The organism is Paraconexibacter algicola (genome assembly GCF_003044185.1).
Taxonomy (GTDB): Bacteria; Actinomycetota; Thermoleophilia; order Solirubrobacterales; family Solirubrobacteraceae; genus Paraconexibacter; species Paraconexibacter algicola.
The window spans coordinates 1,078,611-1,103,981 of record NZ_PYYB01000001.1 but is presented as its reverse complement, the minus strand read 5'-3'; the positions used below and the strand labels follow the sequence as shown (position 1 = coordinate 1,103,981).

Genomic DNA, 25,371 nt, shown 5'->3' with positions numbered 1-25,371 from the left:
CAGAATGACACGGAATGATGTGACGATCGAGGGCAGAAATTCGCTTCAACGTCGGGAACCATGGGCGCATGAGCCTGCTGTCGCGCGCCGCCCGACTCGCCACCGCCGTCACCACACCGCTGCTCCCGGAGGACTACCTGCAGTACGTCGACCCGCTGTGGTCGACCCGCGAGCTGCGCGGCCGCGTCGACGCCGTCCTCCCCGAGACGCGCGACAGCGCCACGATCTGGATCCGTACCCGCGAGCTGCCCGCCCACGTCCCCGGCCAGTACGTGCGCGTCGGCGTCGACGTCGACGGCGTCCGCCACTGGCGCACCTACTCGCTGACCTCCCCCGCGCCGCGCCGCGACCGGCGCATCGCGATCACCGTCAAGGCGATCGACGACGGGGTGGTCTCCCGCCACCTCGTCCACGGCACGCGGCCCGGCACGATCGTCCGGCTCGCCCCGCCCGCGGGCGACTTCGCGCTCCCCGCGCGGCTGTCCGCCACCGGCGGGCCGCTCCTGTTCGTCACCGCCGGCAGCGGCATCACCCCCGTGATGTCGATGCTCCGGGACCTCGCCGCGCGACAGCGGCTGCGCGACGTCGTGCACGTCCACCTGGCGCCGTCCGCGAACGACGTGATCTTCGGCGCCGAGCTGCGCCGCCTGCACGCCCAGCACGACGGCCTGACCGTCGTCGAGCACCACGACGACCGCGACGGCCTCTTCGACGTCGCCCGCCTGGACGAGCACTGCCCCGACTGGCGGGCGCGCCCCGCCTGGGCGTGCGGGCCCGCCGGGCTGCTCGACGCGCTGACCGCCCGCTACGAGGATGCGGGCGTCCCCGACGCGCTGCACCTCGAGCGGTTCCGGCCGGTCGTCCCCGCCGCGGGCGCCACGGCGGCGGGCGGGCGCGTCCGCTTCCGCCGGGCGGGCAAGGAGGTCGACGCCGACGGCGCGACGCCGCTGCTCGTGGCCGGCGAGTCGGCCGGGGCGCTGCTCCCCAGCGGCTGCCGCATGGGCATCTGCCACACGTGCGTCGGGGCGCTGTGCTCCGGCTCCGTCGTGGACCTGCGCACGGGGGAGCTCGTCACCGCCGACCCCGACCAGCCCGACCTGATCCGCACCTGCATCTCCGCCGCCGCCGGCGACGTCGAGATCGACCTCTGACGCGCGTCCCCCCGACCGAAACGAGCCGCCATGAGCCCCACCACCGACAGCCCGATCGCCCACCTGACCCCCGCCGACCTCGACGCCATCGGCGCCGAGCTCGACGCGATCCGCGACGAGGTCCTCGCCGACCTCGGCGAGCGCGACGCCGAGTACATCCGCTCCGTCATCAAGGCGCAGCGCGGCCTCGAGGTGGGCGGTCGCGCCGCGCTGCTGGTCTCCCTGTTCCCGCCCGCCTGGGTGGCGGGGACCGCGATGCTCAGCGTCGCGAAGATCCTCGAGAACATGGAGATCGGGCACAACGTCCTGCACGGCCAGTGGGACTGGATGCGCGACCCGGAGATCCACTCGACCACGTGGGAGTGGGACTCCGCCTCCACCGCGGAGTCGTGGAAGCACTCCCACAACTACATGCACCACACGTTCACGAACGTGGTGGGCAAGGACCGGGACATCGGCTACGACACGCTGCGCCTGGACCCGGCGCAGCGGTGGGTGCCGTACTACCTCGGCCAGCCGGTCTACAACCTGGTCCTCGCCGCGGTCTTCCAGTGGGCGATCGCGCTGCACGACCTCGAGATGGCGCAGGTCCGCAAGGGCCGCAAGCCCTGGTCGGTCGCCAAGGAGGAGCTGAAGTCGATCGGCCGCAAGGCCCGCAAGCAGTTCGCCAAGGACTACGTGCTGTGGCCGCTGCTCTCGGGGCCCAGCGCCGTCCCGGCGTTCGCGGGCAACCTGACCGCCAACCTCGTGCGCAACGTCTGGTCGCACACGGTGATCTTCTGCGGCCACTTCCCCGACGGCGCGATCACGTTCGACTACGAGGAGTCCCAGCTCGAGGACGAGACCCGCGGCGGCTGGTACGTGCGGCAGCTGCTGGGCTCCTGCAACATCGACGGCAGCAGCCTCATGCACCTGATGAGCGGCAACCTGTCGTTCCAGATCGAGCACCACCTGTTCCCGGACGTGCCGAGCAACCGCTACGCGGAGATCGCCCCGCGCGTGCGGGAGCTGTGCGAGCGCTACGACCTCCCGTACACGTCGGGGCCGCTGCTCACCCAGTACCTGCAGGTCTGGCGCAAGGTGCTGCGGCTCTCGCTCCCGGGCGGCGGCGAGCAGGCGCCCGCGCCGTTCGCGACCGATCTGCCGGACGTCGCCGCGGCCGACCCGCGGCCGCTCGCGGCGGTCGCCTGAGCTCGCGGCCGGCGGGGCCGTTCAGCGCGCGTCGCGGCCGTCCGCGACCGTGGCGTTGAACGCCTCCGCCGCCTCGCGCAGGCCCTCGCCGCGTCCGGGGCGCAGCGTCGCGGTGACGTGCCGCGCGTAGCGGCGCGCGTCGTGGCCGGGCAGCACGAGCGCCGCGACCGTCCGCAGCGCGTACGGCAGCGCGGTGAGCGCGCGGACGACCAGCGCGGTCGCCGTCCCGTGGTGCTTGCGCAGGTAGCGGTCGCGGCCGCGGGCCATCTCGACGATCCGGCGCTCGGGCACGCTGCCGGTGGAGAGCTGCTCGTGGTGTACGCAGACCGCGCCGGGGACGAACAGAGAGTGCCAGCCGGCGTCGGCCAGGCGCCGGGCGAAGTCGACCTCGTCGCTGTAGACGAAGAAGTCCGGGTCGAGGTAGCCGACCTGGGCGGCCGCTTCGGTGCGGACGAGCAGGCACGCGGACTGCGCCCAGTCCACCCGGCGGGTCGTGGGCGTGGTGCCGTCGCCCTGCACGACGAGCCGCCGGTGCAGCAGCAGCGCGGACGCCACCGCGGTCCCGAGTCCCGGGAAGCGCCACGCCGCCGCCTGCGTCGCGCCGTCGGGCCGCAGCAGCGCGGCGCCCGCCGCCCCGGCGCGCGGGTCCGCGTCCAGCGCGGCGAGCAGCGCGCGGACCGCCCCGGGCCGCAGCTCGCTGTCCTCGTTGAGCAGCAGCCCGTGACGGGCCCCGTCCTCGTGCGCGCGGCGCAGCAGCGTCGAGTCGTTCTGCGCCTTGCCCGTGCGGCGGTCCAGGGCGAGGACCTCGTCGACCGCGGGGTGGGCGCGCGCCGCGTCCGCCGAGCCGTCGACCGAGGCGTTGTCGAGCACGAGCACCCGGCTGGTGAAGCCGCCCGCCGCCTGCTCGCGGGCGATCGCGTCGAGCCCGCGCAGCAGCAGCTCGCGGCCGTTGGTGTTCACGACGCAGAAGACGAGGTCCACCGGCACGGACCGGATCATGCCTGCGAGAGGGCGAGCGCGACGGTGAAGCCGAGCACGGTGACGAGCCCGACCGCGCGGCCGCCGTGCTCGTAGGCCTCGGGGATCATCGTGTCGGCGAGCATCGCGAGGATGCCGCCGGCCGCGAGCCCCTGCACGAACGCGACCGGCTCGCCGCCACCGCCGAGCAGCTCGCGGCCGAGCACGCACGCGACGACGCAGGCGAGCACGATCCCGGTCCAGAGCCGTAGCACCGCGGCGGCCGGGGTGCCGGCGCGCCGCGCGTCGTGGGCGGCCCCGACGGACTCGGGGAAGTTCGAGAGGAAGACCGCGGCCACCAGCGCCACGCCGACCCCGTCGCCCTGCGCGAGCCCGAGCCCGATCGCCGCCGACTCGGGCACGCCGTCGAGCAGCGCGCCGAGCGCGAGCGCCCCGCCGGCGACCGCCGCCCCGTCGGCGACGCGCCGCTCCCGGCCGGGACCGCGACGTTCGAGCACGAGGTTCCCGCCGACGAACAGCAGCGCGCCGACCGCCAGGCCGACCGAGAGCACGAGGACCGAGCCCTCGGCGAGCCCTTCGAGCGCGAGCTCGACGCCGACGGCGCTGATCAGGGCGCCGGCGCCGAAGCCGAGCAGCAGCCCGTGCACCCGGTCGGTCAGCCGCACGCGCAGCCCGACGAGCGCGCCGAGCAGCAGCGAGGAGGCCGAGATGAGGCCCCACAGGGCCGCGGATCCCATCGCGGGCGACGATACTCCCGGCCGTGCGCGTCCATCAGGTCGACCCCTCGGCCTTCACCCCGCCCTACGACCACGCCCTCTGCGGGGCGCTCGCCGCGCGCGGGCTCGACGTGGTGCTCGAGACGAGCCGGTTCCCGTACGCGGAGGCGCCGTGGGACGGGGGCCGCGCGGCTGCGGCCGGCTACGAGCTGCGCGAGCGGTTCTACCGCCACGGCGGCGGCCTGCCCGGACCGCTGCGGCTGGGGGCGAAGGTCGCCCAGCACGTGCCGGGGATGCGCGGGGTCGCCCGGCGCGCCCGGCGCGAGCGCGCCGACGTCCTGCACGTGCAGTGGTGCGCGATCCAGCACGTCGACCCGTTCCTGCTGCCGCGCGACCGACCGGTCGTGCTGACCGCGCACGACATCCTGCCCCGGGAGCCGCGGTGGGGGCAGCTGGCGGCGCAGAAGCGCGTCTACCACCGGGTCGACCACGTGATCGCGCACTCGCGGCACGGCCGCGACCGGCTCGTCCTCGAGGCCGACGTGCCCGCCGAGAAGATCACCGTGATCCCGCACGGGGCGTTCGGGCACCTCGCGGGCCTGGCGGCCGCGGACCCGGAGGGCGCGGCGCTGCCGCCGGAGCTGTCCGGCGTGGGGCGCGACGTGCCGGTCGTCCTCTTCTTCGGGCTCTTCCGCGAGTACAAGGGCCTGGACGTGCTGCTGGACGCGTGGTCGCTGCTACGGCGCGCCGGGCAGACCGACGCGGAGCTGTGGATCGCCGGGATGCCCCGGATGGACACGCGCGCGCTGCACGCGACCGCCGACGCGGCGGGCGGGGTCCGCTGGGTGGAGCGGTTCATCACCGATCCGGGGGCCGCGGCGCTGCTGGACCGGGCCGACCTCGTCGTCCTCCCCTACCGGGAGATCGAGCAGTCGGGCGTGCTGTTCAGCGCGATGGGGATGGGCAAGCCGATGGTGCTGAGCGCGGTCGGCGGCTTCCCGGAGGTCGCGGCGGAGGGGGCGGCGACGCTCGTGCCGCCGGGCGACCCGACCGCGCTGGCCACGACGCTGACGCGGCTGCTCGCCGATCCGGCGGACCGGGCGCGCCTGGCCGCCGGGGCGCGCGCCGCGCGCGAGGGCCGCTACGCGTGGAGCGCGGTCGCCGCCGAGCACGAGGCGCTGTACCGCCGCCTCGCGCGATGATGGACACCATGCCCCTGGTGAAGTCGCACATCACGGTCTCGCTCGACGGGTACTGCGCCGGCCCCGACCAGTCGCGCGACGCCCCGCTCGGCGTCGGCGGCGAGCAGCTGCATCGCTGGATGTTCCCGGCGGACGACGGCGAGCCGCACCCGGTCGACGCGGCGGTCCGCGAGGAGATCCTCGCCGGGGTCGGCGCGTTCGTCATGGGCCGCAACATGTTCGGCGGGCGCTCCGCGAACGGGCGGTGGGATCCCGACTGGCAGGGCTGGTGGGGCGACGAGCCGCCCTACCACGGGCCGGTCTTCGTCCTCACCCACGTGCCGCGCGAGCCGCTGGAGATGGCGGGCGGCACGACGTTCTTCTTCGTGACCGACGGCATCGAGGACGCCGTCGCCGGCGCCCGCCAGGCCGCCGGCGACCGGGACGTCTCGGTGGCCGGCGGTGCCTCGACCGTGCAGCAGGCGCTGAACGCCGGGCTGCTCGACGAGCTGTCCGTGAACCTCTCGCCGGTGCTGCTCGGCGCAGGCGAGCGGCTGCTCGACGGTCTCGACGGCGTCGGCTTCGAGCAGGTCCAGTCGCGGGCGTCCGACCTCGCGACCCACGTGCGCTATCGGGTCGTCCGCGACTAGGGGTGCGCCTCCTCGCCGCCATCGGGTTCTGGCTGAGTGCCGGGCTGCTCGTCTTCGCGCAGGTCGGCTACCCGCTGTCGCTGTGGCTGCGCGAGCGGCTGCTCGGCGTCGTCCCGCCCGACGTGCCCCCGGTGCCGGAGGCGGACCTGCCGACGGTGACGCTCGTGGTCGCCGCCTACCGCGAGGAGGACGTGATCGCGGGAAAGGTCGCCAACGCGCTCGCGCTCGACTACCCGCGCGAGAAGCTGCAGGTGATCGTGAGCTGCGACGGCTCCCCCGACGCGACCCCGGCGCGCGCCCGCGAGGCCGGCGCCGACCTCGTGCTGGAGAACCCGCGCGGCGGCAAGATCCGCTCGCAGGACCTCGCGGTGGAGCGGGCGACCGGCGAGATCGTCGCGTTCTCCGACGCCAACGCGACCTGGGAGCCCGACGCGCTGCGCACGCTCGTCGCCCGGTTCGCGGACCCCGAGGTCGGCTACGTCTGCGGTGACGTCACGTTCGTCAACGCGGGCGGGGACAACCAGGAGGGCGTCTACTGGCGCTACGAGATGTGGCTGCGGGCGATGGAGTCGCGGCTGCACTCGGTGACCGGCGGCAACGGCGCGATCTACGCGACCCGCCGGGACGCGTACGTCGTCGTCGACCCGGTGATGGGCCACGACCTGAGCTTCCCGTTCACGTTCGTGCAGCACGGCCACCGCGCCGTCTACGAGCCGGCGGCGCGCGCGCAGGAGCTGATGGTGCCGTCGATCGAGGGCGAGGCGGCGCGCAAGCGGCGGATGATGAGCCACGCCTGGGCGATCGTCCTGCGCGGCGGTCTGCTGCGGCTCGACCGCGTCCCGCCCCGGTACGCCTACGCGCTCTTCGGGCACCGGGTGCTCCGGTACGCGTCGCCGTTCCTGCACCTGAAGGCCCTCGCCGCGAACGCCCTCTGGGTGGGGCTGGGCGGCGGGCTTCTTGCGCGGCTCTGCCTGGCCGCGCAGGCCGCGCTGCTCGGCTCGGCGCTGGCCCCGGTCCGCAGCCGCCCGTTCCTGATCGCCCGCTACTACGTCGGCACGACCGCGTCGATCGCGCTCGGCCTGCTCGACCACCTGCGCCACGGCACCGAGGCCGGCTGGCAGCCCCCCGAAGGAACCCGGAGCACCACCGATGCCTGAGCCCCTGCGGCGGATCTTCGACGTCGTCGTCGCCGCGACCGTCCTGCTGCTGACCAGCCCGATCCTCGCGGCGGCCGCGCTCGCGGTCCGGCTCGACTCCCCGGGCGGGGTGATCTACCGCCAGCGCCGGGTCGGCCAGCACGGTCGCGAGTTCGACGTCCTGAAGCTCCGCACGATGGTCGACGGGGCCGAGTTCCAGGGCGCGGGGCTGGCGGTCGACAAGGGCGACGCCCGGATCACGAAGGTCGGCGCGGTGCTGCGCGCGACGTCGATCGACGAGCTGCCGAACCTCGTGAACGTCCTGCGCGGCGAGATGGCCATCATCGGCCCGCGCCCGACGGTGCCCGGGCAGGTCGCGCAGTACACCGACCGTCAGCGCGGACGGCTCGCGCTGCGCCCGGGGATCACCGGCTGGGCGCAGGTCAACGGTCGCGCCTCGCTGCCGTGGTCGCAGCGCATCGAGCTCGATCTCGACTACATCGAGCGCGCGTCGATCGCGCTGGACGTGCGGATCCTCCTGCGGACCGCCCGGATGATGCTCCCGGGCGGCCGCAAGGACACCTACAAGGGTGAGACCGGGGGCTGGGACGGTCCCGCCACCTCCTGATCGCGGTCAGGCGGTCGCGAGCACGAGGATCGCCGCGACCGTCACGAGCACGGCGGGCGGGTACTCCTTGGGCTCGTCCTTCGCCCGCACGTGCGTGGCCAGCGCGCCGGCCATGACCACGAGCGCCGCGACCGCGACGACCCGGGCCAGCCCGTCGTCCCCGAGCGCGAGCACGGCCAGGACGGCGAGGACCACCTCGATCGCGCCGATCCCCAGGCGGGCGGCGTCGGGCAGCCCCCAGCGCTCGAAGTTCGCCCGGATCAGCGGGACGCCGGCGAGCTTGGACCCGCCGGCGCCGAGGAAGACGACGGCGAGGACGATCAGGGGGATGTCGGGCATGGGGCCACTATGCCAGCCGCGAGCGGCCGGGCGCCAGGGTCAGGCGGGCCAGAACCCCGGGTCGACCTCCCCGTCCCCTTCGTGGCGCGGACCGAAGGCGAGCAGCTCCATCCCGTCCGGGCCGGCCTCGAAGCCCCGCCACGTCTCCGGGGCGACGCGCAGCGCGTCGAGCCGGGCGAGCTCGACGAGCTCGTCGCCGAGCTTCGCTCGACCGCTGCCGGAGAGCACGACGAAGATCTCCTCCGCGGCGAGGTGGCGGTGGCCGAACGCGTGGCGCCGTCCCGGGTTGATCCGGTGCAGCGCGAGGCCGGTGTCGGTCGCGCCGAGCTCCTCGAACGGGAAGATCGCCTGGCCGATCTCGGCCATCCCGAAGTCGGGGGCGCGGTCGGTGGCCTGCAACAGGTTCCGTTTCGTGAAGGCGCTCATGCCGCGAGCCTATCCGCGGCGGGTGACGCTCATCGCCGCCGGTCGGCGAGCTCCTGCGTGAGCGCGTCGAGCGCCGCGCGCAGCTCGTCGATGCGGTCCTCGACGGCGACGATCGCGTCGTCCTCGGTCGACTCGGTCGCGGCGGCGGCCGCCCGGTCGCGCTCGCGCTGGCGCTGGTGGTCGGCGGCGCGCGCCTCCTCCATCGAGTTCAGGACGATCCCGATGAAGAGGTTGAACACGAGGAACGAGGCGAGCAGCACGTAGCTGATGAAGAACGGCACCGTCCACGCGCTCAGCTCCTGGCCCATCTCGAGGTTGTCGGGCAGGTTCTCGAGCGTGAGCATCACGAAGAACGTGAGCATCGACTGCGCGACGTCCCCGTAGTTGTCCGGGTCGTGCGTGTCGAAGATCAGCCAGCCCGCCATCCCGTACACGTAGACGAGCAGCGCGGTCCCGACGGCGAGCGACGCGACCCCGGGGACGCTGCGGCCGACGGCCGCCACGATCACCCGCAGGTCGGGGAGGAACCGCACGACCCGCACGACGCGCGCGAGCCGCACGAGCCGCAGCAGCGACGCGTTGAGTCCCGGGATGAAGCTCGCGGCGACGACGACGAAGTCGAACGTGTTCCAGCCGCTGGAGAAGAACGCCCCGGGCCGGCCGCGGACCGCGCCGAGCCGCAGGGCGAGCTCGACGGTGAAGATCGCCAGGAACGCCTTGTCGAGGACGTGCAGCAGGTCCCCGGCGTCGTCGACGACGCTCTCGAACGTCTCGAGGCCGAGGACGACCGCGTTCAGGAGGATCACGACGAGCATCCCGGCCTCGAACCGGGTGGACTCGGTCAGCCGACGGCAGCGCTCGCTCATGCAGCCGGGGATCCTGCCAGAGTCCGGCCACATGAAGGCCGTCCTCCTCACCGGTGTCGGGAAGCGCTACGACATCGTCAGCGCGTTCGCGCAGCACACGACCGTCGTCGCCGCCGACCCGTCGCCGCTGGCGCCCGCGCAGTACGCGGCGACCGTGCGCAGCAGCGTCCCGCTGATCCGCGACCCGGCCTACGTGCCGGCGCTGCGCGCGCTGTGCGACGAGCACGACGTCGGCGCGATCGTCCCGCTGACCGACCTCGACATCGAGACGCTCGCGGTCGCGCGCGAGGAGGGCCACCTGCCCGAGGCGCTGGTGCCGCCGAGCGCGAGCGCGTCGGCGACCTACGACAAGCACGGCACGCACCTGTGGCTGACCGCGCAGGGCCTGCCGTCGCCGCCGACCGTCCTGCCGGACGACCTCGACGCGATCGCCGACCACTACCCGGTGATGGTCAAGCCGGTCCGTGGCTCCGGGGCGCGGTCGATCCACCCGTGCCGCGACCGGCGCGACGCGGAGTTCTTCGTCGACTACGTCGACGAGCCGGTGATGATCCAGAAGCTCATGGACGGGCCCGAGTTCTCGATGGACTGCCTCAGCGACACCGAGGGCCGCTGCCTGAACGTCATCCCGCGCACGATGCTCGAGTCGCGGGGCGGGGAGTCGATCAAGGGCGCGGCGATCGCCGACCCGGAGCTGATCGAGCTCGGCCGGCGGGTCGTCGAGGCGCTCGGGGTGCGCGGCCCGTGCACGGTCCAGGCGTTCCGCGACAAGGACCTCGGCCTCGGGATCACCGACGTGAACACGCGCTTCGGCGGCGCGTTCCCGGCCCCGATGTACGCGGCGCTGCCGGGCCGCACCTACCCGGAGCTGATCGTGGCCATGGCCAACGGGGAGCGGCCGGACCCGCACGTCGGCGAGTTCGTCGCCGGCCGGCACTTCACGCGCTACTACTGGCAGCTGGAGCTCGACGAGGCGATGCAGCCGACCGGGCGGGACATCGTGTCGCCGCCCGGTCCGCCCGCGCCGCGCTGAGCGGCGGCGCGGCCACGGGGCCTACGGGATGAGCTCGGGGCCCTTGTCGACGTACTTCGCGCGGAAGGCGCGGAACGCGTCGATCGTCTCGTCGGTGAGCGTCTGGCAGCCGATGTAGTTCGTCCACGCGACGGCCGCGTACTTGAACGGCATGTCCGTGTTGTTCTGGAACAGCATCTGGTGGTAGCCGTTGCCGCCCTGGAAGTCCTCGAGGTAGAGGGAGCGGAGCTTCGTGACGTCCGCGGTCGGCGTGCCGGGCGCGTACTGGAACAGGATCCGCCCGTGCTCGAGCGAGTGCACCCAGTTCTCCTTGGCGGGCTCGGTGCCGGCCTCGTACTCGGCGCCGCGGTTCTCGCCCTCGGCGGCCGGCTCGATGTTGTGGTCGCCCGAGGTCGGCGGGTTCGTCTTGTAGCTCGTGACCTCGCCCTGCACGTGGTTGTTGCCCTCGTTGGGCAGCTGCTCGCGCAGCGTGCAGTTCGCGGCCTTCGCGGCCTGGGCGAGGTCGGTGATCTTCGGCGCGGCCAGCGCGACCGTCGGGCCGCTGCCGCTGGCGTCGGGATCGCCGGCACCGCCGCCACCACCGCCACCCGCGAGGACCGCGGCGGTCACGCCGCCGACGGCGAGCACCGCGACCGCGACACCGGCCACCAGCTGGAGGCGCTTCTTGGACGCCTCGGCCTTGGCGGCCTTCGCCGCCTCCTCTTCGCGCTGCCTGCGGCGCGCTTCCTTCTCTTCCTGGCGACTCGACATGTGCCCGCCATGGTACCGGGGCTCAAGTGCTCCACGCGACGGCCGATCCAGTGGTCATGCGCGTTCCCCGTCCCGTGGTCGACCGATGAGCACCCTGCCGTTCGCGGAGCGGCGTGCGGCGATCGAGGCGGCGGACCGCGAGAGCCCCGGGGAGACCGTCCCGGTCGCGCTCGTGCTGCTGGACGTCGACCGGCTGCAGGCGGTCAACGCCGAGCACGGACCGGCGGCCGGCGACGAGCTGCTGGACCGTCTCGAGGAGCTGCTGCGGTCGCTCGTGCGCCCGCACGACACGCTGCTGCGGATCGGTGGCGGGACGTTCGGCCTGGCGCTGCCCGGTGCGCGGCGGCTCGACGGCCTGCTGGTGGCCGAGCGGCTGCGGACGGTCGTCGCGCGGCGCCCGCTGCTGGACGGCCGGCGCGTGACGCTGAGCGCCGGCGTCGCGGCGGTCCCGGACGACGGCCGCACGCGCGAGGAGATCGAGCGGCACGCGCGCCGCGCGCTGCGCTGGGCCAAGGAGCACGGTCGCAACCTCTGCGCGGTCGCCGGGGAGGCGGTCGCCCCCGAGCTGGACGAGGGGTCGGGGGACATCCTCGCCCACCTGTTCGCGGTGGTGGAGTCGATCGACGCGCAGCACCTGCACACGCGCGACCACTCCGAGAGCGTCGCGCGGTACGCGGTCGCGGTCGGCCAGGAGCTGGGGCTCGACGAGGCGCACGTGATGCGCATCCGTCGCGCGGCGTTCCTGCACGACATCGGCAAGATCGCGATCGACGACACGATCCTCTCGAAGCCCGACCGGCTGACCGACGCGGAGTTCGAGCAGATCAAGGTGCACCCGGTGGTCGGGGCGCGGATGCTCCATCACGCCGGGCTCGTCGAGGAGGCGGTGTGGATCCGTCACCACCACGAGCGCGTCGACGGCCGGGGCTATCCGGACGGGCTGGCCGGGGAGTCGATCCCGGTCGAGGCCCGGATCATCTTCGTGGCGGACTCGCTCGAGGCGATGACCTCCGACCGGCCGTACCGGCGCGGCATGCCGGTCGCGTCCGCGCTGGAGGAGCTGCGCCGCTGCGCCGGCACGCAGTTCGACCCGGCGGTCGTGGATGCCGTGGTGCGGCTGCTCGACGACGGCCGCCTCGAGGTACTCGGGCTGCGGGAGGACGGCTCCGCGCCCACCTGCTGAAACCGCGACGCACGTCGCATCGGTAACGCAACGGTTTCTAGTACGTTGGAGGGCGCATGACCGTTCCCCCTCTCCTGCGGTCGGTGCCTCGCGCACGCCTGTGCGCGTTCGCCGCCGTCGCCGCGGCGCTCACCGCCCTCGTCGTCACGACGCTGCCGGTCCAGTCGAGCCCGAGTCGCCCGGCGCTGCTCGCGGCCCCGACGTCGGGCACCGTCGACGGCCTCGCCGTCCAGGCCGCCGCGGCCGAGCAGCGCGCGGCGCTGCCGCTGCGGGCCGGCGGGGGACCGCGCGCCCGCACCGGGCGGTCCTACCTCGTCGTGAAGGTCACGCTGGTGAACCGCACCGACCGCGACCTGACCGTCTCCGACGAGCGGTTCTCGGCGTTCGCCGGCGGCGCGGCGCTGCCGATCGCGGCGCAGGCGGCGGACGCGGTCCTCTACTCGCCCTGGAAGCCGCTGCTGCACGAGCAGCTCGGCCCGGGGGAGCGGCTCACCGGCAAGCTCGTGCTCGACGCCCCCGCGCGACCGCTGCGCGACGCGGTCCTCGTCGTCGCGGGGCAGGCCGCCCCGCTGAGGCTCGCCGTACCGCTCGCGCGCCGTTAGCGGTCCTCGCGCGCGCGGCGCGGGAGCGTCCGCACGGTGCCGTTGACCGGACCGTGCCCGTTGCGCCGCGTGCGGCCCGACCGGGAGGCCTCGGTCGCGAAGGTCTCCTCGAGGAACCCGAGGATCTCCCGCACGAGCCGCCCCGGCAGGACGCGCCCCTCGACGATCGACCGCATGCGCACCATCCGGGCGCCCGCGATCTCGTGCACGAGCGCGTCCGCGTCGCTGAACGGGTGGATCGGGTCGTTCGGATGGCCGACGACGAGCGTCGGCGCGGTGATCGCGCGCCGCTGCGCCTGCGTCGGGGCGACGCGGTGGAAGAACAGCCCGTGGAAGACCGCGTTGCTCGGCCCGGGGTCCTGGCGGACGACGTCGAGCAGCAGGTCGGCGAAGTAGAGGCCGCCGGTCGGGATCCGGCGCGTGACCGCGGCGAGCGCCTGCATCGGCGCGCGGGCGAAGCTCAGCGTCAGCATGATCGGCGTGAAGCCGATCGCGCAGCCCATCAGCGCGTTGTCGAGCACCGGCATCTCGATCACGAGCCCCTGCACCCGGTCGGGGGCGATGACGGCGGCCTCGAGCGCCGAGTTGGCCCCGAGCGACAGGCCGTGCAGCACGGCGCGCTCGATGCCGAGATGGTCGAGCAGCCCGACGATCTGGCGGCCGAACGCGGCCATCGAGTACTCCTGCATGGCGGGCGGCCGGTCGGAGCGCCCGTGGCCGAGGAGGTCGAGGGTGATCGCCCGGTAGCCGCGGTGCGCGAGCTCCTGCGCGACCGGCGTCATCAGCTTCTGCGAGAACAGCAGACCGTGGACGAGGACCACCGGCGGACCGTCGGCCGGTCCGTGCTCGGTGTAGGCGAGACGGTGGCCGTCGTGGACGAAGCTCGACATGCGTCCAGCATACCCCGGGGTATGTGGGAGTCGGGCACGCGACCTGCCAACCTGCGACGGTGTGGTGCGTTGGTGGTCGTGTGCGCACGTCCCTGACCGACCCGGAGCAGACCCGTCCATGTCTCTCGTGGCAGCAGCCGCTTCATCCCGCAGCCGGCCCCGCCCGCTTCTCCGCACGCTCTCCGACGAGCGGCTGGTCGCCCGTGTCCGCGCCGGGGACGAGGCGGCCTTCGAGGTCGTCTACGACCGCTACCACCGCAGCCTCCTGTCCTTCTGCCGGCACATGCTCGGCACCCGCGAGGAGGCCGAGGACGCGCTGCAGCAGGTGTGCCTCAGCGCCTACGACGCGCTGCGCGCCGACGACCGCCCGATCCAGCTCAAGGCGTGGCTCTTCACCATCGCCCGCAACCGCTGCCTCACGGTGCTGCGCGCCCGCCGCGAGCACGCCGACGTCGACGTCGTCGAGCCCGCGGTCGAGGGGCTGGCGGCCGAGGTCCAGCGCCGCGAGGACCTCCGCGCGATGCTCGCCGACCTCCACGGACTGCCGGACGACCAGCGCGCCGCGCTCGTCCTCACCGAGCTCGGGGCGCACACCCACGACGAGGTGGCGGTGATCCTCGGCGTGCGCAAGGAGAAGGTCAAGGCGCTCGTCTTCCAGGCCCGCGAGCAGCTGCACGGCGCCCGCCAGGCGCGGGAGACCGACTGCGCCGACATCCGCGAGCAGCTCGCCACCCTGCGCGGCGGGGCGCTGCGCCGCACGCAGCTGCGCCGTCACCTCGAGGCGTGCGCGGGCTGCACCGCGTTCAAGCTCGAGGTCCAGCGCCAGCGCGCGGCGATCGCCGTGCTGCTGCCGGTCGTACCGGGTGCGGCGCTGAAGAGCTCGGCGCTCGCCGGGGTCTTCGGGGCCGGGGCGGGCGGGGCCGGTGCGGGCGGGGTCGGTGGTGGCGGTGCCGCGGTCGCCGGGGCCGGGATCGCCGGTGCGGGTGCCGTGGCCGCCGGGGGCGCCGGCGGCACGTTCGCCGCGATCGGCCTGCAGGGCGCCGCGGTCAAGGCGCTCGCCGCGTTCGCGGTCGTCGGCGGCGCGGGTGGCTCCGGCTACGTCGCGGTGCACGAGCTCCGCGCGGCCCCGCCGCGCGCCGCGGAGACGTCGCCCGCGACGGCGGCGTCCGCCCCCGCCGCGCCGGCCGCCGCGCCCGGCGGGCCGGTCCTCACCCGGCCGGTCGGGGCGATCGTCCCGCTGGCCGGCGGCGGGATCGCCGAGCTCGCGGCCGGGCGCGCGCTGACGAGCGGTCCCGGCACCGCCGGCTCCGCCGGCCCGGGCGGTGGCGCCTCCGGGCCCGCCGTCGAGGAGGCCGATGACCGGGAGGACCGCGAGGACCGCCGCGACGAGGCGCCCGTACGCGAGGACCGTGACGGCCGGGAGGAGCGCCCGGCGCGCAGCGACCGCGACCGGCCCGAGTCCTCCCGCCGCGGACCTGGGCGGCGCGAGAGCCGCGAGCGCGAGCGCGAGCGTGACGCCGAGCGCGCGCGCGACAGGGGGGCCGAGCGCACGGAGGGCTCCGCGCCGAAGCCCGCCCGCGAGGGAGCGGCCCGCCCCGCCGACCGCGGACGCAGCGGCGCCAAGAAGCAGCGCGGCTCCGGGCGCTCCTCGGACGACCGCACGCGCACCGAGCGCCCCGCAGCGGTCGCGAAGCCTCAGAAGAAGGTCAAGGCCCCGCGCCCGGACCGCGGCGGTACCGCCGAGCCGGAGACCGCGACCACCGCGCCGCAGCCGGACGCCTCGCCGTCCGCGCCCGCGTCCGACGACCGCTCCGGCGGCGCCTCCGACCGCCAGGGCGGCGGCGGCCGCGGCGGTCGGGACGACGACTGATCAGGGTCCGGTCGGGTCGCTGCGCCGCACCGGCACGGCGACCCGCACGGTCGTCCCGCGTCCGACCGTCGAGTCGATCGTCGTGGTGCCGCCCGCGGCCTCGACCCGCTCGACGAGGGACGCCAGCCCGATGTGCCCCTCCGCGAGCGCGGCGGCCGGCCGGCCCGCCGGGATGCCTCGGCCGTCGTCGGCGACGGAGAGCAGCAGGCGTCCGTCCTCGAGGCGGGCGTCGACGGTGACCCGCTCGGCGGCGGCGTGCTTGGCCGCGTTGGTGACGAGCTCCCGGGCGAGCGACACGACGAACTCGTCGTCCAGGCCCGGGACGTCGGGGGCGACGGTGACGCGGGCCGCGAAGCCCCCGAGCCGGGCCTGCCGCTCGCAGATGCCGTGCAGCGCGAGGTCCAGGCCGCCGTGGTCGAGGGCGATCGGGTGCAGGTCGTGGACCGTCTCGCGCAGCAGGCGGATGCCCTCGGTCAGCGCGTGCTGCGCCTGCGCGAGGCTCGGGTGCGGCGTGCCGGGCGCGGCCTCCTCGAGGTCCTGCCGCGCCGCCAGCAGCAGCTGCAGCGACTCGTCGTGGAGGTCCTGCGAGAGCCGTCGCCGCTCGCGGAACTCGGCGGTCAGGAGCTGGCCGAGCAGCTGCTGCCGGGCGGCCGACAGCCGGCGCACGTCGCCGAGCCGGCGCGCGTTGAGCCGCGCGCTCATCACGGCGTAGACGCCGACCATGGCGTAGACGAACAGCCACTCGACGATCGCGGTGCGCGCGACCGCGTGCAGGTCGTCGAGCACGATGGCCCCCACGTAGGCGGCGGCGCCCACGGGGACGAGCCGGGCGAGCGTCGCCGGCGGCACGAACGGCGTGTAGCAGAGCGGGCCCATGAGCAGGAGGAAGCGCAGGGCGGACGTGGCGTCGCCCGAGGTCTCGATCAGGGCGAACATCGCGGCCGCGTCGAGCACGGTCACCGCGGCGACCCGCCGCCGGGCGCCGGGCCGCCGGAGGACCAGCAGGCCGACCACCAGCCAGACGAGCAGCCCGGCGTATGCCCACCAGAACCCCGGCTGCAGCGCGCCCATGTCGGCCACGGCGAAGATCCCGACCGCGATGCCGCAGGCGGCGCGCAGCGCGGCGACGCGGTGCACGGCGATCCGGTGCTCGCGCTCGTCGGACGCGAGGCCCCCGTCGTGGCGCAGGTCGCGCGCCGCGACCGGGCGCGAAGCGCCGCCGGGCGCGACGGGCGTCTCGCGCGGGGCGACCAGCGCGTCGAGGTGGCGCACGACCTCCTCCGGCGCGAGGACCGCGGCGACGCCCGCGACCTGTCCGTCGTCGCGGCCCACGAGGACGACCCGGGTCGGCCGGCCCGCGTCCCGCAGCGCGCGGCCGATCGCCTCGCCGTCGATGCCGGGGAGGTCCCGGTCGAGCAGGGCGACGTCGACCTCCGCGGCGAGCAGGTCGTGCAGCGCGGTGTGGCCGGAGTCCGACGAGCCGCGGAGCGTCGCGTCGGCGGACGCCTCGACGGCGGTGATGAGGTCGAGCCGGCGCGCGGTGTCGCGGCTCGCCACGTAGACGGTCGTGCTCATGCAGTTGCCCCCTGGCGGCCGGCGCCCGCACCGCTGGACCCGTGCGCGGGGTGGCCGCCCCCCCTACGGTACTACGGAAACTGGGTGATCGCGCGGGGTGCGGCGCTCCGGGCGTGGCGGGCGTCCCTGCACGCCGGGGGACGGACGGCGCTAGAGTGACGCCTGCGTCAACTTTTCGTCACGGTCCGTCGTCCCAGGAGGGAATCCCCATGGCCAAGCAGCCCCGCGTCCTCACCGGCAAGGTCGCCGCGATCACCGGCGGTGCCCGCGGCATCGGCAAGGAGACCGCGCGCTCGTTCGTCCGCGAGGGCATGAAGGTCGCGATCGGCGACCTCGACCTCGAGCTCGCGAAGAAGACCGCCCTGGAGCTCGGCCCGAACGTCGTTGCGTTCCCGCTGAACGTCACCGAGCGCCCGTCCTTCAAGCAGTTCCTCGACGACGCCGAGGAGGCCCTCGGCCCGATCGACGTGCTCGTCAACAACGCCGGCATCATGCAGCTCGGCTCCTTCCTCGAGGAAGACGACGCCACCACCCAGCGCCAGATCGACATCAACGTCAACGGCGTCCTCTGGGGGATGAAGGAGATCCTGCCGCGCTTCCTGCAGCGCGGCACCGGCCACCTCGTCAACGTCGCGTCGACCGCGGGCAAGGGCGGCTTCCCCGGCGGCGCCACCTACTGCGGCACCAAGCACTTCGTCGTCGGCGTCAGCGAGGCGGTCCGTGCCGAGGTCAAGGACACGCCGATCGAGGTGTCGTGCGTGATGCCGGTCGTCGTGAAGACCGAGCTCGCCTCCGGCCTGCAGCCCACCCGCGGCGTCAAGCACATCGAGCCGCAGGACGTGGCCGAGGAGATCGTCCGCGCGCTGCACTTCCCGAAGTTCGACGTCTTCGTCCCGCGCCAGGTGCAGGCGATCACCACCGTCATGAACGTCCTGCCGCGCCGCGGCCGCGAGGCGATCGCCACCGCCCTGAAGGCCGACAAGGTCCTCGCCCAGCGCGACGACGCGACCCGCCGCGCGTACGAGCTGCGCGCCTCGAACTCCGAGCCCGGCCTCGAGCCCGGCGCGGAGACGAAGCAGCTCACCGAGTCGACCTGAGCACCGCTCGACCGTGCCACCCGGTCGATAACCACCGGGTGGCACGGACCCATAGGGTTGCGTCTCCGTGAACGACGGCCAGATGATCCTGGCGACCGGGGCGCTCCTCGCCCTCGGTCTGCTGGCCTCCCTCCTCGCCGGGCGGCTGCGCGTGCCCGGACTCGTGCTGTTCCTCGGCCTGGGCATGCTGCTCGGCTCCGACGGGATCGGCGAGCTCGAGTTCTCCGACTTCGAGCTCGCCCGCACGATCGGGATCATCGCCCTCGTCCTGATCCTCTTCGAGGGTGGCCTCGCCGCCGGCTGGGGGGAGATCCGGCCCGTGCTGCGGCCCGCGATGTCGCTCGCGCTCGTCGGCACCGCGGCGACCGCGGCGATCACCGGGTTCGCCGCGGTCCTGCTGCTCGACCTCAGCGTCCTCGAGGGCCTGCTGCTCGGCGCCATCCTCTCCTCGACCGATGGCGCCGCGATCTTCGCGCTGCTGCGCGGCTCGACGCTGCGCCGGCGCCTCGCCCGCTCGCTCGAGGGGGAGGCCGGGTTCAACGACCCGGTCGCGGTGCTCCTCGTGCTCGGGTTCGTCGAGGCGATCGCCCACCCGCCGCACGGGCCGCTGGACTTCCTCGTCGAGTTCGCGATCGAGCTCGGCATCGGCGCGGTCGTCGGCCTCGGGGTCGGCTGGCTCGCGGTGCAGGCGTTCCGCCGCGCGCAGCTCGCCAGCACCGGCCTCTTCCCCGTCGCCTCGCTGGCGACCGCGGCGATCGCCTACGGCGGCGCCGACGTGCTGCACGGCTCCGGGTTCCTCGCCGCCTACCTCACGGGCCTCGCGCTCGGCGGCGCGCTGATCCCCGCCAAGCGGACCGTCGTGGCGTTCCACGAGGGAATGGCCTGGGTCGCGCAGCTGTCGATGTTCTTCGTCCTCGGCCTGCTCGTCTTCCCCTCGCAGCTCGCCGACGTGTGGGTCGAGGGCACCGCGGTCGCGCTCGTCCTGTGCTTCGTCGCGCGGCCGATCGCCGCCTGGGTGGCGACCATCGGCTTCGGCTTCACCGCGGCCGAGCGGGTCGCGCTCGGCTGGGCCGGGCTGCGCGGCGCGGTCCCCGTCGTCCTGGCGACCTTCCCGGTCATCGAGGGCGTCCCGCAGTCCACCGAGTTCTTCAACATCGTCTTCTTCGTCGTGGTGCTCTCGACGATCCTGCAGGGCGTGACGTTCGAGCCGCTGGCCAACCGGCTGCACGTCACCACCAACGAGCCCGCGCTGCCGCGCGTGATCGAGGAGACCGGCACGATCCGCCGCCTCGGCGCCGAGGTCGTCGAGTTCCCCGTCGGTCCGGAGGACGCGATCGTCGGCGTCAAGGTCCGCGACCTCGGGCTGCCGCGCGAGGCGCTCATCAACGTCATCGTCCGCGGGGAGGAGGCGATCCCGCCGCGCGGGGCGAACACGATCGAGGTGGGGGACAGCCTGCACGTGCTCGTGCGCTCCTCCGTCGCGGTCGAGATGCGCGACCTGCTCGAGCGCTGGCGCACCGGGCCGGTCGGGCCGCCGCCGCGCCCGCCCCGCCAGGTCCGCGCGCACGCGACGCCGTTCACGGTCCGCCCGTGGGACCCCGCCGACGGCGACCCCGCCGACCCCACGACGGTGGCCGGGCGCAAGGTCGTCGACCGGCTGCGCCTGCGCCGTGACACCGCCGGGTCGCTCGTGCTGCTCGACGACGGCGTCCTGGCGGTCTGCGGCGAGACGCTCGCCCTCGGTCGTCGCGACCTGCTCGGCGCCTACGCCCGCCGGCGGCTCTCCCGCGCGACCGCGGACAGCGACCGCGCCTGGTGGGCCGAGGTCATCGCCGCCGTCGCGCGATGAGTTCCGGGCGGTCGGCCGGTCGTTCCCGGCATGACCGACTTCGAGATCCGCACGATCGCGGCCCGGCCCGCCGTCGTCTCCCACCACGCCACCGACCTCGCCGGGTTCGCCCGGGTCGTCGACCGCGGCTTCCCGGCGCTCTACGACCGTCTCGGGGAGCTGCGCGTCGGGCCCGCAGGACCGCCGTTCATCCGCTACCTCGAGCTCGGTGATCCGCTGCGCGTCCAGCTCGGCGTGCCGGTGGCGGCGGTCGCCGACGACGACGGGCAGGGTGCGGACGTGCTCCCGGGCGGGCGGGCCGCGATCGCCCGCCACGTCGGCGCCTACGACGGGCTCGAGGCGGCGGGCCGCGCCCTGCACGCCTGGGTGCTGCAGCGCGGCGAGACGCCCGCCGGGTCGTTCTGGGAGTCCTACGTCACCGACCCGGGCGAGGAGCCCGACCCCGCCCGGCGGGTGACGGAGATCGTCATCCCGCTGCGGTGAGCCACTGCGCGATGCGGGCGCCGATGGCCGGGCCCTGGTCCTCCTGGAGGAAGTGCGAGGCGCCCTCGATCACGTCGGGCTCGCCGTCGTAGCCGATCGCGGCCGCGAACTTCTTCCCCGTGCCCGGGGTGAGGATCGGGTCCTGGTCGGCCCACAGCATCAGCACCGGGCGCTCGTCCTGCGCGAGCGCGGCGAGGACGCGCTGGCCCGCCTCCGCCCCCGTCGACTCGGGGGTCAGGGGGATCATCAGCGGGAAGGCGCGGGCGCCCGCCTTGGAGGCGGCGTCCGGGTAGGGCGCCTCGTACGCGGCGACGACCTCGGCGGGGGGCGGGGTCAGGCAGCCCCCTGCGACGAGCATGCCGACCGGCAGGTCCTCGGTCTGCTCGACGAAGCCGCGGAACGCGTTCCAGGCGTCGCTCATCTTCTGGTGCCCGGTGAAAAGGCCGGTGTCCATGATCACCGCGCGGTCGAACCGCGCCGCCTGCTCGACGTAGAGGCGCAGGCCGACCGGGCCGCCCCAGTCGTGCACGACGATCGTCGCGCCGGTGAGGTCGAGGTGGTCCAGCAGCTCGGTCATCACCCCGACGTGGCGGTCGTACGTGTACCAGGCGAAGTCGGTCGGCTTGTCGCTGCGACCGAAGCCGGGCATGTCGGGCACGATGCAGCGGAAGCCCGCCTCGCGCACCGCGGGGAAGACGAGCCGCCAGAGGAACGACCAGGTCGGCTCGCCGTGCAGGAAGACGACCGCCGGGGCGTCGCCGCCGCCGGCGGGCGCGAGGTCGAGGTAGGCGATCCGCAGACCCTCGCGCGTCTCGAAGTACTCGGGGGCGTAGTCGAAGTCGGGAAGGCCCGCGAAGCGGTCCTCGGGCGTGCGCACGATATCGGTCATGACGCGAGCCTACTGACAGCGTGTCATCACCGGGGAAAATGTCATGCCGGGCGTCAGACCGCGGCGGCCAGCGCCCAGCCGGCCGCCGCGCACGCCGCCCCTCCCAGCGTCGCGGCCGCCAGCAGACGGCCCGCGGCGGCCGCGGGCAGCGACGCCTCGTCGAGCATCCAGGTCGAGAACGTCGTGAACGAGCCCAGGAACGCCGTGCCCGCCAGCAGCAGGCCGTCGCCGGTCACCCCGGCGCCGGTCAGCACGCCGAGCGCGAACGCCCCGGCGAGGTTCAGCAGCAGCGTGCCGCGGTGGGCGGGCTCGCCCAGCGCGCGGCTCGTCAGCACCCGCGCGACCGCGCCGGTGCCCGACAGCAGGGCGACCGCGAGCGCCGTCGTCACGCCCGCAGCCCCACCCGCACGAGCGCGAACCCGCCGGTGATCGTCACGGCCAGGTATGCGAGCGCCGTGCCCGGGTGTCCGGTGTCGATGAGCCGCACCGCCTCGACCTGCAGCGTGCTGAACGTCGTCAGCGCACCGCACAGCCCCGGACCGAGCAGGGCGCCCGCCCGGGCGCGCCGCGGCGACGGGTCCGGGTGGCGCAGCAGCCGGGCGGCGACGATCCCGAGGACCAGCGCGCCGAGCAGGTTCGCGACCATCGTGCCCGTCGGCCAGGCCCCGTCGTGCGCTCCGGCCCCGAGACCGTCGGCGAGTCCCCAGCGGGCGAGCCCGCCGAGCGCGCCTCCCAGGAACACGGCGAGCAGCATCGCCCCGTAGGGTACGAGCCATGGCCGCCGCCGATCTCGACCAGCTCTCCATCGACACCATCCGGACCCTGTCCATGGACGCCATCCAGAAGGCGAACTCCGGGCACCCGGGGCTCCCGCTGGGCATGGCGCCCGCGGCCTTCCTCCTCTACGCGGAGGTGATGAAGCACGACCCGCAGGACCCGGACTGGCCGGACCGCGATCGCTTCGTGCTGAGCGCGGGCCACGGCTCGATGCTCCAGTACGCGGCGCTGCACCTCGCCGGCTACGACCTGACGGTCGAGGACCTCCAGCAGTTCCGCCAGTGGGACTCGCGCACCCCCGGCCACCCCGAGCGCGAGCGGCGCGAGGACGGCAGCTGGCGCACGCCGGGCGTCGAGGTGACGACCGGGCCGCTGGGCCAGGGCTTCGCCAACGGCGTCGGTCTCGCGATGGCGGAGAAGTTCCTGCGCGAGACGTTCGGCAGCGAGGTCCAGGACCACTTCACCTACGCGATCGTCTCCGACGGCGACCTCATGGAGGGCATCGCCTCCGAGGCCGCGTCGCTGGCCGGGCACCTCGGTCTCGGCAAGCTCGTCTACCTCTACGACGACAACGACATCTCGCTGGACGGCCCGACGTCGCTGTCGTTCGACGAGGACACCACGGCGCGGTTCGAGTCCTACGGCTGGCACGTGCAGACCGTCGAGGACGCCAACGACCTCGCCGCGCTGCGGGCCGCGATCGCCGCGGCGCAGGCCGAGACGGCGAAGCCGTCGCTGATCCGCGTGAAGTCGATCATCGGCTACCCGGCCCCGAACAAGCAGGGCACCTCCGGCGCCCACGGCGCGCCGCTGGGCGAGGACGAGATCCGCGCGACCAAGGAGATCATGGGCTGGGACCCCGACGCCCAGTTCCTCGTCCCCGACGGCGTGCTCGAGCACGCCGGTGCGGCCGGCCGCAAGGGCGCCGAGGAGCGGGCGGCCTGGGAGCAGCGTCTCGAGGCGATGAAGGCCGCCGACGCCGACAAGGCCGCCGCGTGGGACGCGGGCTGGTCGTGCCGGCCGCTGCCCGGGCTCGCCGAGGTGCTGCCGGGTGACGCGGAGGCGTTCGGCAAGCCGAAGCTGGCGACGCGTGCCGCGGGCAAGGCCGTGATGGCGGCGTTCGCCGGCCACGTGCCGACCATGGTCGGCGGCGCGGCGGACCTCTCGGGCTCGACCGCCACGATCTTCCCCGGCGGCGACGACGAGCGGTTCACCAAGGACCAGGTCGGCCGCAACGTCTACTGGGGCGTGCGCGAGCACGCGATGGGCGGCGCCGTGAACGGGCTCGCCGCGCACGGCGGGATCGTCCGCCCGTACGGCTCGACGTTCCTGCAGTTCGCGGACTACATGCGCGGGTCGATCCGGCTGAGCGCGCTGCAGGAGCTGAACGTCGCCTGGGTGTTCACGCACGACTCCGTCGCGGTGGGCGAGGACGGGCCGACGCACCAGCCGGTCGAGCACCTGCTGTCGCTGCGCGCGATCCCGGGCCTCACGGTCATCCGTCCCGCGGACGCGACCGAGGTCGCGGAGGCGTGGCGCGTGATCCTCGAGGAGCTCGACGGCCCGGCCGCGCTGATCCTCTCCCGGCAGGACCTGCCGATCCTCGACCGCGAGAAGCTCGAGTCCGCGCGCGGCCTGGCCCGCGGCGCCTACGTCCTGCGCGAGCCGGAGGGCGAGGAGTCCGCGTCGATCATCGCCACCGGCTCCGAGGTCGCCGTCGCGCTGGAGGCCGCCGACAAGCTCGCCGCCGCGGGCGTGCACGTGCGCGTCGTCTCGATGCCGTCCTGGGAGCTGTTCGACGAGCAGGACGAGGAGATCCAGGAGGACGTGCTCCCCGGGGACCTGCCGACGGTGTCGATCGAGGCCGGCGTCACGATCGGCTGGGAGCGCTACGCCGACATCCCGCTCGGCATCGACCACTTCGGCGCGTCCGCGCCGGGCGGCGAGCTGCTCGAGCGGTTCGGCATCACCGCCGACGCGGTCGTCGAGGCGGTGCAGGAGCTCCTCGAAGAGGAGTGAGTCCCGCCACAGGGTGGTGGGAGCCCTGTGACAGCGGTGGTGATGGGGTCGGCGGATGCCCGCCCCCGACGTCCCAGCCGGCGACTGCGCGGCAGCTCACCATTCCGATGAGCTGCGGCGCAGAGGCGCCGACGCCGGGCCGGCGATCCACGCGGTGATCGCCGCGGGGGGCGGCGTGGCGAGCGCCGCCGCCCTGCGCGCGGCCGGCGTCCACCGCAACGCCGTGGCCCGGCGCCTGCGTGACGGCCGCCTCGTCGAGCCGTTCGCGGGCGTCTTCGCCCTCGGCGTCCTGCCGGACGCTGTCCGTCGCCGTGCCGCGGTCCTGTCGTGCGGGGCGGGCGCGGTGCTCGCCGACTGGTCGTGCGCCGAGCACCGGGGGCTGATCACGTTCCAGGAGCCGGCCGACGACCGCGTCCACGTGATCGTCGGCGAGCGCCGGTGCCCGCGCCGGTCCGGCATCGCGGTCCATCGCGTCGGGACGCTCGACCACCGGGACGTCGTCGAGCACGACGGGGTCCGCTGTCTGACCGTCGCGCGGCTGCTGCTGCGGCTCGCCGCGACGCGCGACGCCCGGTTCGTGGAGCGGCTCATCGACGAGGCCGCCTACCAGGGGTCCTGGCGGCCGTGGGAGGTCGAGGAGCTCCTCGTCCGGACCCGCGGGCAACGCGGACACGCCGTGCTCGAGCAGGCGTTCCGCCGGCACGTGCCCGGGACGACCCGGACGCAGAACGAGCTGGAGGAGGCGTTCCTGGCGATCTGCGACGCGCAGGGCTGGCCACGGCCGATCTGCCAGCAGCCGGACACCCTGCGGTCCGGGCGCCGGATCCGCCACGACTTCCTGTGGCCGGACCTGCGCGTGGCGGGAGAGACCGACGGCGGCCGCGGCCACGCCGGCGCCTACCGGCAGGCGCGCGACGCCGAGCGCGACGCCGACCTGCGGGCGCGAGGGATCGAGGTGGTCCGCGCGCAGTGGGACGAGGTCTTCCACCGCCCGGCGGTGGTCGTGGCGCGGGTCGGGCCGGTGCTCCTCGCGCGCGGCGCGCGGTTCGGGCGGCCCCGCCGTCGGTGACCGCCTCTGCGCGGCAGCTCACC

Annotated in this window: 26 protein-coding genes; 15 read left to right on the top strand and 11 right to left on the bottom strand. The window is 74.7% G+C overall.

From position 1 onward, the window contains the following. Nucleotides 1-68 precede the first annotated feature (68 nt). Both C7Y72_RS05235 and C7Y72_RS05230 read left to right on the top strand, forming a co-directional pair. Nucleotides 69-1,151, top strand: coding sequence for a ferredoxin reductase (locus C7Y72_RS05235; RefSeq protein WP_107567527.1), 1,083 nt, complete (start codon nt 69-71; stop codon nt 1,149-1,151). Between the two features lie 30 nt (nt 1,152-1,181). After that, on the top strand, nt 1,182-2,342 hold the full coding sequence (locus C7Y72_RS05230) for a fatty acid desaturase family protein (protein WP_107567526.1): 1,161 nt from the start codon (nt 1,182-1,184) through the stop codon (nt 2,340-2,342). Nucleotides 2,343-2,363: 21 nt separating this feature from the next. Here C7Y72_RS05230 and C7Y72_RS05225 read toward each other — a convergent pair whose 3' ends face one another. Further along, nucleotides 2,364-3,329 (bottom strand): glycosyltransferase, encoded by a 966-nt coding sequence (locus C7Y72_RS05225; protein ID WP_233243726.1) that lies wholly within the window; start codon nt 3,327-3,329, stop codon nt 2,364-2,366. Nucleotides 3,330-3,337: 8 nt separating this feature from the next. Further along, nucleotides 3,338-4,057 carry a ZIP family metal transporter gene (locus C7Y72_RS05220; RefSeq protein ID WP_107567524.1) on the bottom strand — a complete coding sequence of 240 codons (720 nt, stop codon included), beginning with the start codon at nt 4,055-4,057 and terminating at the stop codon, nt 3,338-3,340. Nucleotides 4,058-4,080: 23 nt separating this feature from the next. On the opposite strand from C7Y72_RS05220, the gene C7Y72_RS05215 reads away from it, so the two are divergent. Genes C7Y72_RS05215 through C7Y72_RS05200 form a run of 4 tightly spaced genes read left to right on the top strand, consistent with a single transcriptional unit; the run spans nt 4,081 to nt 7,631 of the window. Beyond that, the gene (locus tag C7Y72_RS05215) at nt 4,081-5,238 is read left to right on the top strand and encodes a glycosyltransferase family 4 protein (RefSeq protein ID WP_107567523.1); all 1,158 of its coding nucleotides are present in this window, start codon (nt 4,081-4,083) and stop codon (nt 5,236-5,238) included. 8 nt (nt 5,239-5,246) lie between these two features. Further along, nucleotides 5,247-5,867, top strand: coding sequence for a dihydrofolate reductase family protein (locus C7Y72_RS05210; RefSeq protein ID WP_107567522.1), 621 nt, complete (start codon nt 5,247-5,249; stop codon nt 5,865-5,867). Between the two features lie 2 nt (nt 5,868-5,869). Further along, a complete protein-coding gene (locus tag C7Y72_RS05205) occupies nt 5,870-7,024 on the top strand; it encodes a glycosyltransferase family 2 protein (protein ID WP_107567521.1) in 1,155 nt (384 codons plus the stop codon). Then, a complete protein-coding gene (locus tag C7Y72_RS05200) occupies nt 7,017-7,631 on the top strand; it encodes a sugar transferase (RefSeq protein ID WP_107567520.1) in 615 nt (204 codons plus the stop codon). The genes C7Y72_RS05205 and C7Y72_RS05200 overlap by 8 nt, the downstream gene beginning before the upstream one ends. A 6-nt stretch (nt 7,632-7,637) precedes the next feature. Here C7Y72_RS05200 and C7Y72_RS05195 read toward each other — a convergent pair whose 3' ends face one another. The 3 genes from C7Y72_RS05195 to C7Y72_RS05185 are packed head-to-tail and all read right to left on the bottom strand — an operon-like array spanning nt 7,638 to nt 9,262. Next, on the bottom strand, nt 7,638-7,970 hold the full coding sequence (locus C7Y72_RS05195; RefSeq protein WP_107567519.1) for a DoxX family protein: 333 nt from the start codon (nt 7,968-7,970) through the stop codon (nt 7,638-7,640). A 39-nt stretch (nt 7,971-8,009) separates the two neighbouring features. Further along, nucleotides 8,010-8,396 (bottom strand): cupin domain-containing protein, encoded by a 387-nt coding sequence (locus C7Y72_RS05190; protein WP_107567518.1) that lies wholly within the window; start codon nt 8,394-8,396, stop codon nt 8,010-8,012. A gap of 29 nt (nt 8,397-8,425) precedes the next feature. Next, entirely contained in the window at nt 8,426-9,262 is an 837-nt protein-coding gene (locus C7Y72_RS05185; RefSeq protein WP_107567517.1) for an ion transporter, read from the bottom strand. A 31-nt stretch (nt 9,263-9,293) separates the two neighbouring features. On the opposite strand from C7Y72_RS05185, the gene C7Y72_RS05180 reads away from it, so the two are divergent. After that, nucleotides 9,294-10,295 carry an ATP-grasp domain-containing protein gene (locus C7Y72_RS05180; protein ID WP_158276658.1) on the top strand — a complete coding sequence of 334 codons (1,002 nt, stop codon included), beginning with the start codon at nt 9,294-9,296 and terminating at the stop codon, nt 10,293-10,295. Between the two features lie 21 nt (nt 10,296-10,316). Here the strand turns inward: C7Y72_RS05180 and C7Y72_RS05175 are convergent, their stop codons facing one another. Then, nucleotides 10,317-11,045, bottom strand: a complete 729-nt coding sequence (locus tag C7Y72_RS05175) for a DUF3105 domain-containing protein (protein ID WP_107567515.1) — start codon at nt 11,043-11,045, stop codon at nt 10,317-10,319. Between the two features lie 85 nt (nt 11,046-11,130). Here C7Y72_RS05175 and C7Y72_RS05170 point away from each other — a divergent pair, with 85 nt between their 5' ends. Then, on the top strand, nt 11,131-12,228 hold the full coding sequence (locus C7Y72_RS05170; RefSeq protein ID WP_158276657.1) for an HD-GYP domain-containing protein: 1,098 nt from the start codon (nt 11,131-11,133) through the stop codon (nt 12,226-12,228). A 56-nt stretch (nt 12,229-12,284) separates the two neighbouring features. Beyond that, nucleotides 12,285-12,830: a DUF4352 domain-containing protein gene (locus tag C7Y72_RS05165; RefSeq protein ID WP_107567513.1), complete on the top strand. Its 546-nt coding sequence runs from the start codon at nt 12,285-12,287 to the stop codon at nt 12,828-12,830. On the opposite strand, the gene C7Y72_RS05160 is transcribed toward C7Y72_RS05165, so the two are convergent. Then, nucleotides 12,827-13,720 carry an alpha/beta fold hydrolase gene (locus C7Y72_RS05160; protein WP_158276656.1) on the bottom strand — a complete coding sequence of 298 codons (894 nt, stop codon included), beginning with the start codon at nt 13,718-13,720 and terminating at the stop codon, nt 12,827-12,829. The two genes, C7Y72_RS05165 and C7Y72_RS05160, sit on opposite strands and share 4 nt — an antisense overlap. 118 nt (nt 13,721-13,838) lie before the next feature. Here C7Y72_RS05160 and C7Y72_RS22720 point away from each other — a divergent pair, with 118 nt between their 5' ends. Further along, nucleotides 13,839-15,590 carry an RNA polymerase sigma factor gene (locus C7Y72_RS22720; protein WP_158276655.1) on the top strand — a complete coding sequence of 584 codons (1,752 nt, stop codon included), beginning with the start codon at nt 13,839-13,841 and terminating at the stop codon, nt 15,588-15,590. On the opposite strand, the gene C7Y72_RS05140 is transcribed toward C7Y72_RS22720, so the two are convergent. After that, a complete protein-coding gene (locus C7Y72_RS05140; protein ID WP_107567509.1) occupies nt 15,591-17,165 on the bottom strand; it encodes a sensor histidine kinase in 1,575 nt (524 codons plus the stop codon). Between the two features lie 209 nt (nt 17,166-17,374). On the opposite strand from C7Y72_RS05140, the gene C7Y72_RS05135 reads away from it, so the two are divergent. The 3 genes from C7Y72_RS05135 to C7Y72_RS05125 all read left to right on the top strand — a co-directional run bounded on the left by C7Y72_RS05135 (nt 17,375) and on the right by C7Y72_RS05125 (nt 20,594). Beyond that, nucleotides 17,375-18,262, top strand: a complete 888-nt coding sequence (locus C7Y72_RS05135; protein WP_107567508.1) for an SDR family oxidoreductase — start codon at nt 17,375-17,377, stop codon at nt 18,260-18,262. 67 nt (nt 18,263-18,329) lie between these two features. Then, nucleotides 18,330-20,111 carry a potassium/proton antiporter gene (locus tag C7Y72_RS05130; RefSeq protein ID WP_107567507.1) on the top strand — a complete coding sequence of 594 codons (1,782 nt, stop codon included), beginning with the start codon at nt 18,330-18,332 and terminating at the stop codon, nt 20,109-20,111. A gap of 30 nt (nt 20,112-20,141) precedes the next feature. After that, nucleotides 20,142-20,594, top strand: coding sequence for a GyrI-like domain-containing protein (locus C7Y72_RS05125; protein ID WP_107567506.1), 453 nt, complete (start codon nt 20,142-20,144; stop codon nt 20,592-20,594). Here C7Y72_RS05125 and C7Y72_RS05120 read toward each other — a convergent pair. Genes C7Y72_RS05120 through C7Y72_RS05110 form a run of 3 tightly spaced genes read right to left on the bottom strand, consistent with a single transcriptional unit; the run spans nt 20,578 to nt 22,237 of the window. Continuing rightward, nucleotides 20,578-21,483 (bottom strand): haloalkane dehalogenase, encoded by a 906-nt coding sequence (locus C7Y72_RS05120; RefSeq protein WP_233243724.1) that lies wholly within the window; start codon nt 21,481-21,483, stop codon nt 20,578-20,580. The two genes, C7Y72_RS05125 and C7Y72_RS05120, sit on opposite strands and share 17 nt — an antisense overlap. A gap of 53 nt (nt 21,484-21,536) precedes the next feature. Then, nucleotides 21,537-21,872, bottom strand: a complete 336-nt coding sequence (locus C7Y72_RS05115; protein ID WP_158276654.1) for a CrcB family protein — start codon at nt 21,870-21,872, stop codon at nt 21,537-21,539. Next, complete coding sequence (locus C7Y72_RS05110) at nt 21,869-22,237, bottom strand: fluoride efflux transporter FluC (protein ID WP_107567505.1); 369 nt, start codon at nt 22,235-22,237, stop codon at nt 21,869-21,871. Before C7Y72_RS05110 ends, C7Y72_RS05115 begins: the two co-directional genes overlap by 4 nt. Before the next feature lie 20 nt (nt 22,238-22,257). Between C7Y72_RS05110 and tkt the strand changes: the two genes are divergently transcribed. Together tkt and C7Y72_RS05100 are read left to right on the top strand one after the other, a co-directional pair. After that, on the top strand, nt 22,258-24,279 hold the full coding sequence (tkt, locus tag C7Y72_RS05105; protein ID WP_107567504.1) for a transketolase: 2,022 nt from the start codon (nt 22,258-22,260) through the stop codon (nt 24,277-24,279). Nucleotides 24,280-24,433: 154 nt separating this feature from the next. Then, nucleotides 24,434-25,348, top strand: coding sequence for a PDDEXK family nuclease (locus C7Y72_RS05100; protein WP_107567503.1), 915 nt, complete (start codon nt 24,434-24,436; stop codon nt 25,346-25,348). Nucleotides 25,349-25,371: the final 23 nt, after the last annotated feature.

Coding starts and splice junctions, on each gene's coding strand:
- C7Y72_RS05210 (WP_107567522.1), top strand. CDS start 5,247: ATGCCCCTGGTGAAGTCGCACATCACGGTCTCGCTCGACGGGTACTGC.
- C7Y72_RS05185 (WP_107567517.1), bottom strand. CDS start 9,262: ATGAGCGAGCGCTGCCGTCGGCTGACCGAGTCCACCCGGTTCGAGGCC.
- C7Y72_RS05195 (WP_107567519.1), bottom strand. CDS start 7,970: ATGCCCGACATCCCCCTGATCGTCCTCGCCGTCGTCTTCCTCGGCGCC.
- C7Y72_RS05140 (WP_107567509.1), bottom strand. CDS start 17,165: ATGAGCACGACCGTCTACGTGGCGAGCCGCGACACCGCGCGCCGGCTC.
- C7Y72_RS05170 (WP_158276657.1), top strand. CDS start 11,131: ATGAGCACCCTGCCGTTCGCGGAGCGGCGTGCGGCGATCGAGGCGGCG.
- C7Y72_RS05235 (WP_107567527.1), top strand. CDS start 69: ATGAGCCTGCTGTCGCGCGCCGCCCGACTCGCCACCGCCGTCACCACA.
- C7Y72_RS05220 (WP_107567524.1), bottom strand. CDS start 4,057: ATGGGATCCGCGGCCCTGTGGGGCCTCATCTCGGCCTCCTCGCTGCTG.
- C7Y72_RS05190 (WP_107567518.1), bottom strand. CDS start 8,396: ATGAGCGCCTTCACGAAACGGAACCTGTTGCAGGCCACCGACCGCGCC.
- C7Y72_RS05200 (WP_107567520.1), top strand. CDS start 7,017: ATGCCTGAGCCCCTGCGGCGGATCTTCGACGTCGTCGTCGCCGCGACC.
- tkt (WP_107567504.1), top strand. CDS start 22,258: ATGGCCGCCGCCGATCTCGACCAGCTCTCCATCGACACCATCCGGACC.
- C7Y72_RS05125 (WP_107567506.1), top strand. CDS start 20,142: ATGACCGACTTCGAGATCCGCACGATCGCGGCCCGGCCCGCCGTCGTC.
- C7Y72_RS05135 (WP_107567508.1), top strand. CDS start 17,375: ATGGCCAAGCAGCCCCGCGTCCTCACCGGCAAGGTCGCCGCGATCACC.
- C7Y72_RS05230 (WP_107567526.1), top strand. CDS start 1,182: ATGAGCCCCACCACCGACAGCCCGATCGCCCACCTGACCCCCGCCGAC.
- C7Y72_RS05175 (WP_107567515.1), bottom strand. CDS start 11,045: ATGTCGAGTCGCCAGGAAGAGAAGGAAGCGCGCCGCAGGCAGCGCGAA.
- C7Y72_RS05160 (WP_158276656.1), bottom strand. CDS start 13,720: ATGTCGAGCTTCGTCCACGACGGCCACCGTCTCGCCTACACCGAGCAC.
- C7Y72_RS22720 (WP_158276655.1), top strand. CDS start 13,839: ATGTCTCTCGTGGCAGCAGCCGCTTCATCCCGCAGCCGGCCCCGCCCG.
- C7Y72_RS05120 (WP_233243724.1), bottom strand. CDS start 21,483: ATGACCGATATCGTGCGCACGCCCGAGGACCGCTTCGCGGGCCTTCCC.
- C7Y72_RS05180 (WP_158276658.1), top strand. CDS start 9,294: ATGAAGGCCGTCCTCCTCACCGGTGTCGGGAAGCGCTACGACATCGTC.
- C7Y72_RS05110 (WP_107567505.1), bottom strand. CDS start 22,237: ATGCTGCTCGCCGTGTTCCTGGGAGGCGCGCTCGGCGGGCTCGCCCGC.
- C7Y72_RS05165 (WP_107567513.1), top strand. CDS start 12,285: ATGACCGTTCCCCCTCTCCTGCGGTCGGTGCCTCGCGCACGCCTGTGC.